The 16640-nt window shown below is 59.4% G+C and carries 14 protein-coding genes and 1 pseudogene; 13 read left to right on the top strand and 2 right to left on the bottom strand.

Annotation, left to right across the window (positions count from 1 at the left end):
• Positions 1-55 precede the first annotated feature (55 nt).
• The 9 genes from H281_RS0108725 to H281_RS0108685 all read left to right on the top strand — a co-directional run bounded on the left by H281_RS0108725 (position 56) and on the right by H281_RS0108685 (position 7362).
• A complete protein-coding gene (locus H281_RS0108725; protein ID WP_020066716.1) occupies positions 56-631 on the top strand; it encodes a TetR/AcrR family transcriptional regulator in 576 nt (191 codons plus the stop codon).
• A 194-nt stretch (positions 632-825) separates the two neighbouring features.
• Positions 826-1776 carry a ketopantoate reductase family protein gene (locus H281_RS0108720; RefSeq protein ID WP_020066715.1) on the top strand — a complete coding sequence of 317 codons (951 nt, stop codon included), beginning with the start codon at positions 826-828 and terminating at the stop codon, positions 1774-1776.
• Entirely contained in the window at positions 1773-2165 is a 393-nt protein-coding gene (locus H281_RS0108715) for a VOC family protein (protein ID WP_020066714.1), read from the top strand. The genes H281_RS0108720 and H281_RS0108715 overlap by 4 nt, the downstream gene beginning before the upstream one ends.
• A gap of 2 nt (positions 2166-2167) precedes the next feature.
• Positions 2168-2635, top strand: a complete 468-nt coding sequence (locus H281_RS0108710; protein ID WP_020066713.1) for a MaoC family dehydratase — start codon at positions 2168-2170, stop codon at positions 2633-2635.
• Complete coding sequence (locus H281_RS0108705; RefSeq protein WP_020066712.1) at positions 2635-3858, top strand: CaiB/BaiF CoA transferase family protein; 1224 nt, start codon at positions 2635-2637, stop codon at positions 3856-3858. The genes H281_RS0108710 and H281_RS0108705 overlap by 1 nt, the downstream gene beginning before the upstream one ends.
• Positions 3855-4688 (top strand): shikimate dehydrogenase, encoded by an 834-nt coding sequence (aroE, locus tag H281_RS0108700; protein ID WP_020066711.1) that lies wholly within the window; start codon positions 3855-3857, stop codon positions 4686-4688. The genes H281_RS0108705 and aroE overlap by 4 nt, the downstream gene beginning before the upstream one ends.
• Before the next feature lie 157 nt (positions 4689-4845).
• Positions 4846-5898 (top strand): Gfo/Idh/MocA family protein, encoded by a 1053-nt coding sequence (locus H281_RS0108695; protein WP_020066710.1) that lies wholly within the window; start codon positions 4846-4848, stop codon positions 5896-5898.
• A gap of 18 nt (positions 5899-5916) precedes the next feature.
• Positions 5917-6354, top strand: coding sequence for a type II 3-dehydroquinate dehydratase (aroQ, locus tag H281_RS0108690; RefSeq protein ID WP_020066709.1), 438 nt, complete (start codon positions 5917-5919; stop codon positions 6352-6354).
• A gap of 102 nt (positions 6355-6456) precedes the next feature.
• Positions 6457-7362, top strand: coding sequence for a LysR family transcriptional regulator (locus H281_RS0108685; protein ID WP_020066708.1), 906 nt, complete (start codon positions 6457-6459; stop codon positions 7360-7362).
• 64 nt (positions 7363-7426) lie between these two features.
• Here the strand turns inward: H281_RS0108685 and H281_RS0108680 are convergent, their stop codons facing one another.
• Positions 7427-9949, bottom strand: coding sequence for a PAS domain-containing sensor histidine kinase (locus H281_RS0108680; protein WP_084690055.1), 2523 nt, complete (start codon positions 9947-9949; stop codon positions 7427-7429).
• Positions 9950-10719: 770 nt separating this feature from the next.
• Between H281_RS0108680 and H281_RS0108675 the strand changes: the two genes are divergently transcribed.
• The 3 genes from H281_RS0108675 (at position 10720) to H281_RS0108665 (ending at position 12429) form a co-directional block, all read left to right on the top strand.
• Entirely contained in the window at positions 10720-11085 is a 366-nt protein-coding gene (locus H281_RS0108675; RefSeq protein ID WP_051120923.1) for a hypothetical protein, read from the top strand.
• 17 nt (positions 11086-11102) lie between these two features.
• Complete coding sequence (locus H281_RS34445) at positions 11103-11507, top strand: hypothetical protein (RefSeq protein WP_020066705.1); 405 nt, start codon at positions 11103-11105, stop codon at positions 11505-11507.
• 448 nt (positions 11508-11955) lie between these two features.
• Positions 11956-12429, top strand: coding sequence for an Lrp/AsnC family transcriptional regulator (locus H281_RS0108665; RefSeq protein ID WP_288826526.1), 474 nt, complete (start codon positions 11956-11958; stop codon positions 12427-12429).
• Between the two features lie 15 nt (positions 12430-12444).
• Here H281_RS0108665 and H281_RS37245 read toward each other — a convergent pair.
• Positions 12445-12597, bottom strand: a pseudogene (locus H281_RS37245) (PLP-dependent aminotransferase family protein); the annotation flags it as partial.
• Positions 12598-13081: 484 nt separating this feature from the next.
• Between H281_RS37245 and H281_RS0108660 the strand changes: the two are divergent.
• Positions 13082-16636 carry an indolepyruvate ferredoxin oxidoreductase family protein gene (locus H281_RS0108660; protein WP_020066702.1) on the top strand — a complete coding sequence of 1185 codons (3555 nt, stop codon included), beginning with the start codon at positions 13082-13084 and terminating at the stop codon, positions 16634-16636.
• The last annotated feature ends 4 nt before the right edge of the window (positions 16637-16640 follow it).

The following is a 16640-nucleotide window of genomic DNA, read 5'->3' as shown; positions in this document are numbered from 1 at the left end:
TGGACTTTAGGCGCTACAATCCGCGCAGTCAACAGTTTTTTTGCGGAGACTTGCCATGAAGAATCAGGCCGCCGGAAGTTCGAGCGACAGAATTGTCGTCGCGGCTACAAGAATGGCGCAGGCCCACGGGTACGGCGGACTGAATATTCGCGACCTTGCGCAGGACGTGGGGATCAAGGCTGCAAGCATCTACCATCACTTCGCAAGCAAGGCAGACCTCGCTGCGGCCGTTGCCAGGCGTTACTGGGAAGATTCCGCGGCGGTCCTGGAAGCGCTTGCGACCGAGTCGGCGGATCCGCTTGTTAGCCTGCGTCGATATCCGGAGACATTTCGCAAGTCGCTCGAGAGCGACAACCGCATGTGCCTGAGCAGCTTCATGGCCGCTGAGTATGACGATCTCCCCGAAGGAGTGAAAACAGAGGTTCAGGCCTTTGCAGACGTGAATGTCGCATGGCTGGAAAAAAATCTTCGAGAGGCGAAGATCGTCGACGCACAGCGGGCCCACCAACGCGCCTGCGCCATCTATGCCGCAGTCGCCGGTGCGCAGCTCATGGCGCGTGGTCGTGCGGACATCGCGCTGTTCGACACGCTCATGGATAGTTATAGGCAGGCCGGGTTGTTGCCGGGCTGACGCTTTACCTCGGCGCGTCTAGACCCCAATGGCGGAATGCAGGCTGCCGGGAGCGAGCGGCGTCTGCATTTCCGTGCCATAACGTCGCCTGAGGACCCGTCCCATTATTGCCGTACGCAATGCGGCTATTAAAGCCATTGCATTGCCAGCATGTGCGCGGAGCCGTATCTTCGTTTGCGTTCAAGGAGACGCATATGAAGATCGCATTTTTGGGGGCGGGAGCGCTGGGTTGTGCAATCGGCTCCGCGCTGACCGAAGGCGGCCATGAGACGTGGCTCGTCGACCGGTCCGCCGCGCACGTCGAAGCCATGTCCCGCGACGGTCTGCAAGTCGACGACGAGCGCGGCACGCGCCAGGTCAAGGTCCGGGCGACGATGAATCCGGCAGACGCCGGCCCCGTCGACGTCGTTATCGTGCTGGTCAAGTCCTTTCACACCGACCAGGCGATGCGCGGCGCGCTCGCTCTCGTCGGTCCGGAAACGGTCGTGCTGTCGTTGCAGAACGGCCTCGGCCACGAAGACGTGTTGAGCGAGATCGTCGGACGCGAGCGCGTGCTCGCCGGCAAGACGTATGTCGGCGGCGTCCTGCGAGGGCCTGGCCATATCCAGGCCGGCGTGACGGGCAAGCTCACGATCATCGGAGAACTCGACGGCCGCATCACGGGCCGTGCGCAAGAAATCGCGGATGCGTTCAACGCCGCCGGTCTGACGACCACGGTCAGCGACAACATTCTCGGCACGATGTGGGACAAGCTGCTCATCAACGTCGCGACGGGCGCGATCACGGGCATCACGCAGCTCACCTATGGCCAGCTCTACGATGAGCCTGTTCTGAAAGCGACGTCGCTCGCAGCCGTAGAAGAAGCAATGGCTGCGGCCCACGCCGCCGGCATCACACTTTCCATCACGAATGCCGAAGACGCCTGGAACATGGCCGCCGAAGGTCTTCCGCCCGCATTCAAGACATCGATGCTGCAAAGCCTCGAAAAGTCTTCCATCACCGAAATCGATTTTATCAACGGCGCGGTCGTGCGCTGGGGCGAGCGCCTCGACGTGCCGACTCCGGTGAACTCGACGCTCGTCGCCTGCATCAAGGGCATCGAACGGGCGATGACGGACCGCCAGAAACAAGGGGCCGCAGCATGAGCGCGACGAGAGCCTATCTGGAACATGTCGCCATCTGGGTGAAGGACATTCAGTGGCACATCGGCTTCTTCGAAAATGTGTTCGGCATGACGATGCGAGAAGTGGACGGCACGCGCGAAGAGCCGCGTCAGTACTGGACGCTGGGTGGTCTGCAGTTCATCAGCGCGCCACAGCATGAGGGCCCCGAGGGTCGGCTCGCGCATCTCGGCGTCATGTGCGAAGACCTCGAAGCCGCGCTTGCCGCCGCGCAAGCGTTCGGCGTCACAGAAATGCCGCAAGGCCGCAACTGGCTGCGTCTGCCCGACGGCCTCGCTGTCGAACTCATTCAGGCTAAACCTGCTACGTGCGTCGCGCAGGCGCTGGCGATCAACCCACGCGCGGAGGCGTGAGCATGAGCACCACTACCATCACCGAAAAATACTGGGACGATGCGCGGGAAGGCGACGAGTGCGTGAGCCCCAGCTATACCGTCACGAAAGAACGCATCCTCGCATACGCCGATCTCACAGGCGATCACACGCCGGTACATGTCGACGAGGAATACGCCAATGCGAGCCATTTCGGTTCGATCGTCGCGCATGGTCTTTTCGGATTGTCGATTGCCGACGGCCTGAAGACGCAAAGCGACTATCGCTTTCTGCCTGGCATGTCGCTCGGCTGGACGTGGGACTTTTTGCTGCCGATCAAGGCTAACGACGTGCTGCATGTGAAGTTCCGCGTCGGCTCGATGCGCGCGAGCAAGAGCCGTCCGGACTGGGGCATCGTCGTGTTGCCGTCGGAATTGATCAACCAGAACGGCGAAGTCGTTCAACGCGGCGAACATCGTCTGATGATCCCGCGCCGTCCGGGAGCGAAATGATGCAGGCGCGTCCACTCGAAGGTATCCGCGTTGTCGACTACAGCCACTTTCTCGCCGGTCCCTATGTCGGCCGATGCCTTGCGGCGCTCGGCGCGGAAGTCATCAAGGTCGAGCGTCCCGGCAGCGGCGACGCAGGCCGTCAGCACGCCACCGTCCTCGACGACCAGCAAAGCGCCTACTTCCTGCAGCTCAACATGGGCAAGCGCGGCGTGAGCGTCAACATGAAAGATCCGCGCGGCAAGGCGTTCATGCAGCGTCTATGCGATTCCGCCGACGTATTCATCGAGAACTACCGGCCGGGCGCGCTGGACAAGCTCGGGCTCGGATACGCCGCGTTGTCCGAGCGCAATCCGGGTCTCGTCTACTGCTCGATTTCCGCGTATGGACATACCGGACCGGACGCGCATCGCGCGGGCTTCGGCCTGATTGCGGAAGCGAAGAGCGGCATCATGCAGATGATCGGCAACCCCGGTGAGCCGCCGCCGCTCATGCGCATTTCGCTCGGCGACATGTACACCGGCATTCATGCGGTCGCGGCTGTCAACGCCGCGCTGCTCGGCCGGGTGAAGAGCGGCCGCGGCCAGCACATCGACATGGCGCTGTATGACGCGCTCTTTTCGATGCATGAATATGCGGTGCAGTGCTACACGATGCAAGGCGTGGTGCCGGAGCAAACGGGCCACGACATGCCGACATCGACGTTGTACGGCGTGTTTCGCGCGGCCGACGGCGATCTCGTCATCGCGGCGCAAGTGGACGATTCGTGGAAGCGCTTCGCGACACTCGTCGAGCAACACGGCGGTCCGGCTGGCTTCGGCAACGACGAGCGCTTCCATAGTCTGAACGGACGGAATGCGAATCGTGAAGCCATTCTCGCAGTCGTTCAACCGTGGGTAGCTGCGCGGCCTGTCGCGGAAGTGCTGGCCTTGCTCGACAGCGTCGATGTGCCGAGCGCGAAGGTTCAGCGCATCGATGAAGTTGTCGCCGATCCGCAAATCGTCGCCCGTGGCATGGTGATCGAGCAGGACCATCCGCGCTTCGGAAAACTGCGTCTGCCGAACCTTCCGTTCCGCTTCTCCGACTGCGATACGTCGATACGCGAAGTCGGCCCCGACCTCGGACAGCACAACGAGGAAGTGGCTCAATCGCTGGGCTTTAGCGCGGCCGAGATCGACGCGATGCAGACCGATGGCGTGCTCTTCTCGAAGCCGGGTGCGCAATGAGCGATCGATACGCGGTAATCGGCAATCCGATCGGACATACGAAATCGCCGCTGATCCACGGTCTTTTCGCAGAAGAGACCGGACAGGACATGACGTATGACGCCATCGAAGGGCCGCTGGAACCGGCCAATGCCTTCGACGATACGGTGAGAACTTTCATCGCTGCGGGCGGCAAGGGCATGAACGTCACTGCGCCGTTCAAGCTACAGGCATTCGCCGTGGCCGACGAGCGCAGCGAAAGGGCTGCGCTCGCGGGGGCCGTCAACGCGATGAAGTTCGAGAACGGGCGCATAGTGGCGGAGAACTTCGACGGCGTCGGACTCGTGCGTGACATTGAAATCAACCTGCATCAGCCGATGGCGGGCAAGCGCGTGCTGGTCCTGGGCGCGGGCGGAGCTGTGCGCGGCGCGTTGCTGCCGTTCATCGCGGCGCGGCCTGCACGACTCGTCATTGCTAACCGGCACGTGGACAAGGCGAAGGCGCTCGTCGAACAGGTTGCGGCTGACGCAACACTCGTCGCGTGCGGCTATGCGGAGCTTGAATCGATGGGACAGTTCGACCTCGTCGTCAACGCGACGTCCGCGAGCCTGACCGGGCAACGGCCGCCTGTTCCGCCGAGCGTTTTCAGCGCAAGCGGCACGGCGTATGAACTCGCGTACGGAAAGGGTCTCACGCCGTTCCTGCGGCTAGCGCGTCACGCGGGCGTGCAAGGCGTCGCGGATGGCGTCGGCATGCTGGTCGAACAGGCCGCCGAAGCGTTCGCATGGTGGCGAGGCGTGCGTCCGCGCACGCACGCGATCATCGACCAGCTCACGGTTCCGCTGGATTGACGCGACGAGAAAACACCGCGTTCAAAGCGAGACATATGACGGAATTTCGTTATCGCGAGTAGGCTGTGGCTTATAACCGGTCGTCGCGTTCGCTATCGTGTTCAATCTGACCTCGATGTGGGCGATTCACGCCGGCTCGGAAGACACGGAGAGTGATATGAAGAAAACGCGTATCGCCGTAGCGGGTGCCGGCTATATCGGTCTCGAGCATATTCGTGTTGTCCGGGAAAGCGCGACTTGCGTCCTGTCGGCGGTGGTCGATCCGTCGGACGCGGCGGCCCACATTGCCGCGAAAGCACATGTGCCGCATTACCGCTCGCTCGGTGAACTCTTCAGACAAGATCGTCCCGACGGTGTGGTTCTTGCAACGCCGAACACGCTTCACCTGGAACACGCGCGCTTGAGCATGCAGGCAGGTGTGCCGATGCTGCTGGAGAAGCCGATAGCGTCCACGGTGGACGAGGCAGAAGCACTCGTCGCCGATGCCGACCGCTATGGCGCGAGCGTGCTGATCGGTCATCACCGCGCGCACAGCCCGATCATGGCGCGCGCAAAGGCGATCATCGACGAAGGTAGGCTCGGCTCGATAGTTGCGGTTATGGGCAGCGCAATGTTCTTCAAGCCCGATGAGTATTTCGAGGACGCGCCGTGGCGCAAGGAACCGGGCGCAGGACCGATTCTGCTCAACATGATTCACGACATCCACAACCTGCGAATGCTATGCGGCGACATCGTGGCGGTCCAGGCGTTTTCGTCAAACGCGACGCGCGGCTATGCAGTCGAGGATACCGTCGCCGTCAATCTGCGTTTCGGGAACGGCGCACTCGGCACGTTCCTTTTATCGGATACGGCCGCCAGCGCGCGGAGTTGGGAACAGACGTCGCAAGAGAACAAGGCCTACGCGTCCTACGCTGACGAAGACTGTTATGTGATCGCCGGCACATTCGGATCATTGTCGATTCCGACCATGCGCCTCAAGACCTACGGGAAACCTGAGGATCGATCCTGGTGGAAGCCGTTCGATGTCGGCGTGGAGGCCGTGATGCGCGACGATCCTCTCAAGTATCAGATGGAACACTTCGGGCAAGTCGTGCGAGGCGAGGCGAAACCCATCGTTACCGCGCGCGACGGCCTGCAAAATCTGCGCATTACCGAAGCGGTCGTGATGGCAGCGAAAACCGGCGCCGTTGTCGAAACGACGCCAGTCTAAACATCGTATGGATAACTCATGAAAACCTTCCTCATGCTGCACGGCATTAATCACAACATGTTCGGCAAGCGCGATCCGGTTCAATACGGAACTGCCACGCTCGCCGATATCGATGCTCAACTTCAGGCGCTGGCCACGGAGCTTGGCGTGACGGTGGAGAGTTACCAGACCAACAGCGAAGGGGACATGTGTGCGCGGATCCATCAGGCTTTCGTCGATAAAGTCGATGGCGTGCTGATCAATGCCGGCGCATGGACGCACTATAGCTATGGCATTAGGGACGCGCTCGCCATCCTGACCGTACCCATCGTCGAGATTCATATGTCGAACATTCACGCGCGCGAAGCCTTTCGCCATCATTCGGTGTTCGCCGAGATCGTGAAGGGACAGATTTGCGGATTTGGTATAGACAGCTACTCGCTCGGACTGCGGGCGGCAGTGTCGGCTGCCGCCTGATAGCTGATGCGCCGGGCGAGGCGCGGGGTGCAAGATACAGGAGTGTGCGCTTAAGCATAATTCAATGAATACAATGGCGACATTACTTTCGACAATATCGCCATGAATAGCCCCGAGCTACCTGATCTCAAGCTACTGCAGCTCTTCGACCTGCTGTACGACGTGCGGAGCGTCACGCGTGCTGCCGAGCAGCTTGGGCAGAGTCAGCCCACGGTCAGCATCTGGCTGGGGCGTCTGCGGGAACACCTGCAGGACCCGCTGTTCGTCCGTACACCAGGCGGGATGACGCCGACGCCGCAGGCGGATGCGCTGATCGGACCGTGCAGGCAGATCCTTGAGTCGCTTCGGCGGTTTTCGGCGTGGGAGATATCGTTCGATCCGAACACGGCAAAGCGCCGGTTTCGCATCTGCATGACGGATGCAAGTCACATCACGCTGCTTCCCAGGATGCTGGCACACGTGCGCGCCCACGCGCCGGGTATCCGGCTGGAAGCCGCCAGAATCGATGGAAACACGGAGCGCGCGCTCGAATCCGGCGAAGCCGATCTGGCGATCGGGCATATACCGTGGCTCGGCAGTGGCATGTATCAGCAACAGCTCTATATGCAGGATTGGGTCTGTCTCGCCAATCCTGACCATCCACGTGTGCGCACCAGGCTCAGCATCAAGCAGTACTGTCGCGAGGGGCACGTGACCATTGCTGCCGGGACGGGCGCGCAATTGCTCGAGCAGGCGCTGTTGCGCGAGAACATAGAACGCGATGTTGTACTCGAGCTTCCGGGCATGCTCGGGCTCGGCTCGATCATCAAGTCGACCGATCTGATCGCCACGTTGCCGCGAAACATCGGCGAGACATTGGCAAGAGTGAACGACATTGCAGTTCACTCCTGTCCGTTCCAGGTCGATAAATTCGCGGTCCGGCAGCATTGGCATGCGAAGTACCATCACGAGGCGGGCAATCGCTGGTTGCGCTCCGTTGTGGCCGACCTTTTTTCGAGCAGGAGTTAGGCTCGTGTGAGCCGGCCGATATGAAATGACCTGAGCGCCGTGCGAGCCGACACACATCGCACTCTCAGGTCACAGAGCTCTTGCCTGCAAGACGCAGCACATCTTCCAGATCGTCGAGACCGACCGGTTTGGTCAGATGCAAATCGAAGCCTGCTGCTGCGGTCCGCGCGCGGTCTTCGCTGGTGCCGAGTCCTGTCATTGCCGCGATCACCGCGCCGGGCTCGTGCAGGGCTGCGCGGATCTGCGGTAACGCATCGAAGCCGGTGATCTTCGGCATCGAAAGATCGAGAAGGACAAGCGCCGGTTGCCACTGTTTCGCGAGCTCGACGGCAGCGGCGCCGTCGTACACTGCGCGCGATTCATGGCCGAGCACTTCGACGAGCGCGGCCATGCTGTCCGCAGAGTCGTTGTTGTCGTCGACAACGAGCACGCGCAGGTTTGCTTGCGGCGGTGCGACGGGCGGATTCTCGCGTGTCTCTTCGTCGGCAACTTCGCTTTCGTACCCCGGCAGCCATACTGTGAACGAACTGCCTTTGCCGCGTCCTGCACTACGCGCGTCGATATGTCCGCCGTGCAGATCCACGATTGCACGCGCGAGCGTGAGTCCAATGCCAAGGCCACTTTTATCGGCCTGTTCTTCGGTTGGCGTTTCCTGCACGAATAGATTGAACATCGCATCGATCGCATCGGGCTCGATGCCGCGGCCGGGGTCGTCAATACGAATGGCGAGTAGCCGTGCTGATCGAAATACCGTCAAGTCGATTGACGCACCAATGGGACTGAACTTTGATGCGTTGTTCAGCAGGTTCTGCACGACCTGCACGAGGCGCGTGAGGTCACCGTTCACGCGCATCGGCTCATCGGGCATCGACACGTTCAATGTCTGGTTACGCGCGGCCAGAAGCGGCGCACTGCCTTCTATGCTGAGCTGAACGACTGCCTGCAACGCGCACGGCGTAGGCGTGATGTGTACGCGGCCGAGCGTCACGCGCCCGGCGTCGAGCAGATCGTCGACCAGACGGGTGAGGTGCGACAGCTGACGGTCTATAAGCTCGTGTTCTGGCAGAAATGCTTCGTGGCCCTTCGATTTGAGTTGCAGCATGCTAACGGCGTTGCGCAGTGGAGCGAGAGGATTACGCAATTCATGCCCCAGCAGGCCGAGGAACTGGCTCATACGCTGGCTGGATGCTTCGAGTTCTTCCATGCGCCGCCGCCGCGACATGTCGCGCGTGATCTTCGCAAAGCCTTGCAGCGCGCCGTTGGGATCGCGCAGCGCCGTGACGATGGTGTTGGCCCAGAAGTTCGTGCCGTTCTTGCGCACACGCCACTCTTCCATTTCGCTGCGGCCTTCGCGCGCGGCCTGGTCGAGGTCTTTCTGCGGCCTGCCCACTGACACGTCTTCGGGCGTGTAGAAAAGCGAGTGTGGCTTGCCGATCACTTCGTCGGCATGGTAGCCCATTACATGCACGGACCCGGCACTCCAGGTGGTGATGAACCCGTCGGCGTCGAGCAACGTGATAGCGTAATCGCTGATCGCATCGACAAGCACACGAAAGCGCTTGTCGAGATCGCGCGCGTTAAAGCGCTCGGTGATGTCGCGCACGAAGTACGCGAGTTCTTTACTGCCGTCATATTGCACAGCGGCCACGGAAAGTTCTGCCGGGAATTCGCTGCCGTCGCTTCGCGCGGCGGTCAGTTCCGTGCGCGGACTGTGTCCGGGCTGCTTCCGGTCGAACTCGAAGATGTCCAACTGAGCGTACTCAGCCTTGCAGCGCTCGGGGAATAGCAGTGACAGCATGGGCTGGCCGATCACGGCGTCGCGTGAATAGCCGAACGTGCGGTTCGCCGCATCGTTCCAGTCGATGATGATGCCGTTCGAGTCCGTACAAATGAAAGCGTCATGCGTAGTGTCGAGCACGAGTCTGCGGCGGCGCAGGGAAGAGGCGAGCCTCTTGTCCGCGGCTTCGCGCAAACCGATTTCGGTGCGGAGCTTTGCGATGGTGATCGCGTTTTCTTCGATCAGCGTCTGGTTCTCGGCAAATACGCGCTGATGCGCCATACCGGACGCGACGAGCGAAGTGATCCGCTCGAGAGTTTGAATGTCTTCGGCAGAGAACGCATCGTGCGTGTCGGCCATCAGCTTGACGACGCCTGCCACTTCCGCGTGGTAGGCAAGCGGCGCGACGATCATCGAAGCGGCTCCCACTCGCTCGCACGCCTGCCTGTCGACGCGTGGGTCGTTGGAAGTGTTGCGGCAATAGAGCAGCTTGTTCTCGACAGAGCACAGACCCGAGAGACTTCCCTCACGCTTCAGGCGCAAACCGACGTGCCGCGCTATCGACCCGCTGCATGCGCGGTACACCATGTCGTCGCCGTCGACCCATTCCACTACCGATGCGTGCGCCGCGGGCACCAGATCGAGCAGCGCGTCGGTGACTACGGAAAAGAAGGTATCCAGATTCAGCTTGGTCGCCGCGATCTTCGAGTGGGCGTTAATAAGTTTGAGTAGCCGGGCGTTGGTAGAACGCTCGGCTGCGAGTTGTACGGCGATATCGCTTTCGACTTGCGGATCTTGACTTGTGGTCATCTTCAATAACTCCATGCGAGTGTCGCTCGCGTGGCAGAGTAAAACACAGGCGATCTGGAATATTTATACACGTTTGCACGAGCAAGGTATGAGCCGAGCCGCAATTATGCTAAAGGCATGTCGTGACATGTCCATGTGTGGACTAGGGGACAATAGTAGCGGACCATTTTGTTGGCAAGTCGGCCGCGCGATCCCTTGCATGGTCCTGGAAGTTCGGGAAAACATGACGATCCGCACTCTCCTAAGTACTCCTGATACGTAAATCGGATTTGTCGAGCGCACTGTGAATTACGTTGAAAGACGGGAACGAGCGCACGAGCGCCTTGTAGGCGAGCACGCTTTCTTGCACAACGTATCGACAATGGGAGAAAAAGCGAAATCGATGTTGATAGGCAACTTGCCGGTTTTCCATAGCGAGAATATTGCTGTCTATTGCCCGGCCGCTTGGTGTTGAGTTTGGATCTTGTTGAGGGTTACCAATGCAGTGGTTGCCGCGCTTGGGGACCGCGCCAATTCATGCACTCGCGCTCACATCTTAACGGCACACTGACAGCGGCGTCGAACATGGATCAGCGAACGCTCAGTCCGCCCTTTTTTCGGTACAAATTACGCGTACTTTTGTTCGATTTAGGTAAAAACAGGGTTTTTCTGGATACAAGGTAACGCGCCAGCGGACGATAGTGTGTACATGTTTAATTCGTCGGAGCAAAGCCGTGGCAGCGGGATTTCTTACTCATCAACAGATCTTCGATTCGAGCGTGGCGCATCTTATGAACCAGGGCAATGCCGCGCTGCTTCCGCGGGGCGGCGGCGCGTACCGCGGCCGTTGCGGCGGATGCCCGATCGGCGCAATGATCCGTCCGATTGATTACCGCACGTCGATGGAAGGAGTGCCGGTTCGCTATGTCCTCGCCGACGCTCTGCAGATTCCCACCTACATGGACGCGGGGGTCGCGGCACTGAAGCGCGCACTGTTGCGCGCACGCCTCAACATCTATTCGCCACAGACCGTCGAATTGTTGAGCTGTCTGCAGAACGTTCATGACGTCTTCGGCATCTGGGAATGGGACGAGCGGCTGCGCTCTATCGCGCGCAGATTCGGACTGTCGGCGAATAGCTTGCAGCGCGCTGCGTGAAGATGCGGAGCAGTTTCATGACAAGCCTCCAGCAGATCTTCACAACGGTTCGCTCGCATCTCCTCGCGCAAATGGCAGTGTCGGAAGACGACAGCGGCAGTTGTCGGTTGCGTGGGCGCGATGGCCGCCGCTGCGCGATCGGCGCGCTGATTCACGACGAGCACTACTCGCCCGCGTTGGAAGAATTCGGTATTGGGTACTACCAGGCGGGCGAGGGTGGTCCATTGCTTCGCGCGTTGGCAATGTCGGGCGTCAACGCTTACGAACCACGCGTTATCGCGCTCCTGCAAGAACTGGAAGACGTCCATGATGAGGGCGACGTTGCGCGGTGGCACGAACAGTTTGAGGACGTCGCGCGGCGACATCTGCGCGAGCGTGCAGTCGAAACGGCAGCCTGGCCAGAGTTGGCAGAAGCCGCGTAAAGCTCGCTGCAATCGCGCCGGTCGTGCAGACAGTTCGTCATGCGCGGCTAAAGCGAACGCAACGAGATTCACGCCTTCGGGTCGCCATATTGGCGCGTGATGCCAAGGGGTGCGAAATAACTGCATGAATGGTCGCTTTTGTTAGCGGGACGGCGAGGTCCGTCCAGTACTTCAGCTTACCGAAGACACTCGCGGCGGTACTTTGTCGGATTGTCCCTTCACCGTGCTCCCAATCCAGCCCGCACTCCGCGGCGCTCCAGTGAGTTGCTTGATAAAGTCGAGCCAATTCATCGAGTGAGCTTGATCTGCTTAGAGGAAAGCCCTATTTCCTTGTATGGCATTCAGGTAATGGTCTATGCTTGAGCGACCAGACACCGACAATCCGTGTGAGATCAAGATGGCCACAGGTAAGGAAGCGACGGCGCGAGAGACCGCAGAAGGGCAGGGTATGCGGCAGATCACCTCCGCACCGGCAAAACTCGATGCAACGGATCGCAAACTGCTCAACCTGCTCGCAGACGATTCCACCCGAAGCTACGCCGAATTGGGAGCCCTGCTGTATCTGTCTGCGCCGGCGGTGCATGAGCGTGTCAAACGACTTAAGCGCGAAGGCGTCATCAAGAAGACAGCTTGTTCGCTCGACGGCTCTAAGCTGGGCAGACCATTGCTTGCCTTCGTGCACGTCGACACGCCGAGTTATCTCGTCACGCGCCATCTCCTCAAGTTGAAAGAACTCCCCGATGTTGAAGAGATCCACACCGTGACGGGCGATAGTGCCATGCTGCTAAAGGTCCGTACGCGGGATACGCAGACGCTCGAGGATCTATTGGAGCGGATTCACTCTATCGAGGGTTTCACCGGCACACGAAGCTACATTGCGTTGTCTACTTATCTCGAGCGCGGGCCGAGCCCTGTCGAGTAACGTCGTTCGCGTGCCGCCTGGCACAAATGCGACATGACTGTCCAATGCGTCCTGCAGAAGCCTGCTGCTATCCATGCCACTCGGCAGTTGTAGCCAGACGAACATTCCGCCTTCCGGCCGAGTCCATTCCACACCTTCCGGCATAAACGCCTGTAGCGCGTGCAGCATATCGTGCAGTTAAGTTTGCGACGAGATCGGCTCAATTATGTGCCACCGTTTTACGCGCGATGCGGCTTGTCGGTCCAATCGATGAATATCCATAAGCTGTTCGGCGGCGCGCCCGCAGCTATGCTGTCTCTCGACCAATTCGATTAACGGTATCTGGTGGAACGCCGTTCGGAAGTTCATATTGCCGCTTTGACAATGTGTCCTCTTGCGTGAAGACGGTCGACCATATCTGCCATGAGCGAAAAAACGAATGGCATTCGAAAAAGAATCGATTCTCGCCGGCCGCCGAGCACTTTTTACTTCGGTACGGAGCTACAGATCACTTCCAGCTTAAAGCGATTAGTTTTGAGTAGCAGGAGTTGAAGACCGTTTAGCGCTTTCCAACCGCCATAGACATGCGGTGCTGTTTTCCTGAAGAAAGTCGAGTCCTATACTCGAACCCGGCTCGACTTCGGTCGATGAAAAAATACGGAAGGAGACGGCAATGAACAATCCGGTGATCGAAGTCGAGACAGCGCCAACTTCTGAGGTCAGCCTCGATGACAAGTATCGAAAGGAGCGGGGCTACGCGTACATGAGCGGCTCGCATGCGCTCATTCGCGTGATGATCAATCAGCGCATACGCGACAATGACGCCGGACTGAATACTGCCGGATTCGTTTCCGGCTATCGCGGCTCGCCGTTGGCGGGCTTCGACACCGCACTCTGGTCGGCCGAAGCTGTGCTCAAGCAGCATCAGATCAAGTTCCTTCCCGCTATCAACGAAGATCTCGCGGCGACTGCGGTGTGGGGCACCCAGCAACTAGCGCTCTTTCCGCAGGAGTCCACGGTCGAGGGTGTCTTTTCGATGTGGTACGGCAAAGGGCCGGGCGTAGATCGCAGCGGCGACGCCTTGAAGCATGGCAACGGTGCCGGCACATCGGCTCTTGGCGGTGTGCTGGTTGCGGCAGCGGACGATCACACTGCCAAGTCATCCACTTTTGGACATCAGAGCGAACAGGCATTGATTGCCGCGTTCATTCCGGTTCTCTATCCGGCGAGTGTGCAGGACTATCTCGACTTTGGTGTGCTCGGCATCGCAATGGGGCGATATTCGGGACTGTGGATCGGATTGAAATGTGTGTCCGACGTGATCGAAACATCCGCCGTTGCCGACGTCGATCCTCATCGGATCGACATTCGGTTGCCCGACAAAGAATTTGCCGCCGACGATGATCTTCACATCCGTTCGCCCGATGTATGGGCCGAACAGGAGCCGCGAATCGTACGTAAAAGGCTGCCTGCGGCGTTGGCGTTTTGCCGGGCGAATCGTCTCAACTCCATTCGGATCAAAGGGCCGAAATCGAAGCTGGGGATCATGTGCGCCGGCAAGGCATACAACGACGTCATGGAGGCGCTCAGGTTACTGGGTTTGAGTGACGACGATATCGAGAAAAATGGCCTAGCTGTGCTTAAAATCGGCATGGTGTGGCCTCTGGATCCGACGATTCTCCGGGACTTCGCGGCAGGCCTCGATGAACTTCTTGTCGTCGAGGAAAAGCGTCCGATCATCGAACAGCAAATCAAGGACGAGCTTTATTCCGATGCATTGAATGGGCTTCCGCTGGTTCGCGTCTCCGGTAAGGGCAGTGGAGCGATTGGTGGCGAATGGAATCGCTCTGGAGAAGCCTGCCTGTTAAGAAGCGACTATGAGTTGACGCCCGTGGAAGTTGCCGGCGCGATCGTCGCCCGGTTGCGAGCGCAAGCGGGCTGGACGGAAACGCGGAAGCGGGAGATCGAGGCGCGCTTAGCTGCGCTCGAGGCCGTTGGCCGGGTGCAGGCCGTCGCGGGCGCGATCAGAAAGCCTTTCTTCTGTTCCGGTTGTCCGCACAATACTTCTACTCGCGTCCCAGAGGGATCGCGCGCAACGGCTGGTATCGGCTGCCACTATATGGCGAGCTCAATGGACCGTCGCACCGAGTCGTATACGCATATGGGTGGCGAAGGTGTTCCTTGGGTCGCCCAGGCGCAGTTCTCTACGCGCAAACATATCTTCGCGAACATTGGCGACGGAACTTACTTCCATTCGGGTTCGCTCGCAATTCGTCAGGCGGTCGCGGCGCGTGTTTCGATGACCTTCAAGATACTCTATAACGACGCCGCTGCGATGACTGGCGGTCAGCCAGTCGATGGCGAATTAACCGTCGACGGCATCACGCGCCAGGTTGCCGCAGAGGGCGTGCGACGAATTGCCGTGGTCAGCGACGATATCGAACAATATCGCATAAGTGGCACCACATTCGCGGCGGGGACCACCGTTCACGACCGTTCAGAACTCGACGCCGTGCAGCGCAACCTTCGTGATTACGAAGGGGTGTCAGTGCTCGTCTACGATCAAACCTGCGCTAGCGAGAAGAGGCGTCGCCGGAAGAAAGGCACTTATCCCGATCCGGCGAAGCGCGTTGCGATCAATAGCGAAGTTTGCGAAGGCTGTGGCGATTGCTCTGTCCAAAGCAATTGCCTCTCGGTCGAGCCGCTCGACACGCCGTTGGGGCGAAAGCGCCAGATCAATCAGTCGAGCTGCAATAAAGACTTCTCATGCGTGCAAGGTTTCTGCCCGAGTTTCGTCTCAGTCGAGGGTGGGAAGCTTCGATCGAGCCAAACGAAGAAATCTCCTGAAGCCATGATGGCAGACTGGCCTGAACTACCATATCCCGCTTCACCGGCAATGACCGACACCGTGGACATTTTGATCAACGGTGTCGGCGGAACAGGCGTCGTGACGATCGGCAATCTGCTCGGTATGGCGGCGCACCTGGAAGGACGTGGATGTACCGTTCTCGACATGGCAGGCCTGGCCCAGAAAGGTGGCGCGGTGTGGAGTCACGTGCGACTAGCATCGAAGCGGGAGCGCATGTATGCGTCGCGAATTCCATCGGGCTCAGCGGATGTCATCATTGGCTGCGATCTTGTCGTGACGGCGGCGCCCGACACGCTCTCGAGAATAAGAAAAGGCAAAACGCGCGTCGTTATCAATGGACAGACTTCCCCCACCTCAGCGTTTGTCGCCAACCGCGATTGGCAATTGCCTGAGGCGGAACTGAAATCGCATGTGGAGTCAGTGTGCGGTGACGACTTCGTCGACTGGGTCGACGCACAGGAGATTGCCAGACGACATCTGGGAGACACTGTATTTTCCAACGCGATCATGCTGGGTTTCGTGTGGCAGCAGGGTTTGATCCCATTGGCTCGCGAGTCGATAGAGCGCGCGATCGAACTCAACGGTCAAGCCGTCAAGAAGAACAAGCTGGCATTCCAGATCGGACGCTGGCTCGCGGTCAATCCCGCCCGCTTTGCCGCCGGTGAGGAAGTCGAATCGGTGATTGTCTGGCGCCAGAAGAAAAAGGTGGTGCTGGACGAACTGATCCAGTCGAGAGTGTCGCTGCTCGCTGCATATCAAAGCGAACGCTATGCGCGCGAGTATGAGACCTTTGTCAGTGAGATTACGGCGCAAGTCGGATCGCACGGCAAGCGAGAGGCCTTTATCTTGGCTGTTGCCGAGGGCCTGTATAAGCTGATGGCCTATAAAGACGAGTATGAGGTAGCACGGTTGTACTCGTTGCCCGGATTCAAAAAATCGCTTGAAAACCAGTTCGAGGGAGACTTCAAGATTCGCTATTACCTTGCTCCGCCGATGCTATCGCGCAAGAACGAGAAGGGCGAACTTATCAAAAAAGAGTTTGGTCCCTGGCTCGGCCACGTTTTTCCGCTGCTGGCACGACTGAAGATCTTGCGGGGAACACCATTCGACCCGTTCGGCCACACCGCAGAAAGGAGACGGGAGCGCGCGCTGATCCGTGAGTACCGCTTGTGGATCAGAACCGCGCTAACGCATCTCGCCGATAAGCCGGACGTGTGCATCGAATTGGCAAAGCTTCCCGACTCGATTCGCGGTTACGGGCATGTCAAAGAAAGAGCGATTGATGAGGTGATGGCAAAGCGGGATACGTTGTTGGCCGCTTTGTCGGCTCCTGCGCATCAATGGCGAGCGTCCGCATGAATAA

Origin of the sequence: Paraburkholderia caledonica (assembly GCF_000383275.1) — a bacterium.
GTDB lineage: Bacteria > Pseudomonadota > Gammaproteobacteria > Burkholderiales > Burkholderiaceae > Paraburkholderia > Paraburkholderia caledonica.
Note: the sequence above shows the minus strand (reverse complement) of the source record. Positions and strands in the feature narration are given on the sequence as shown.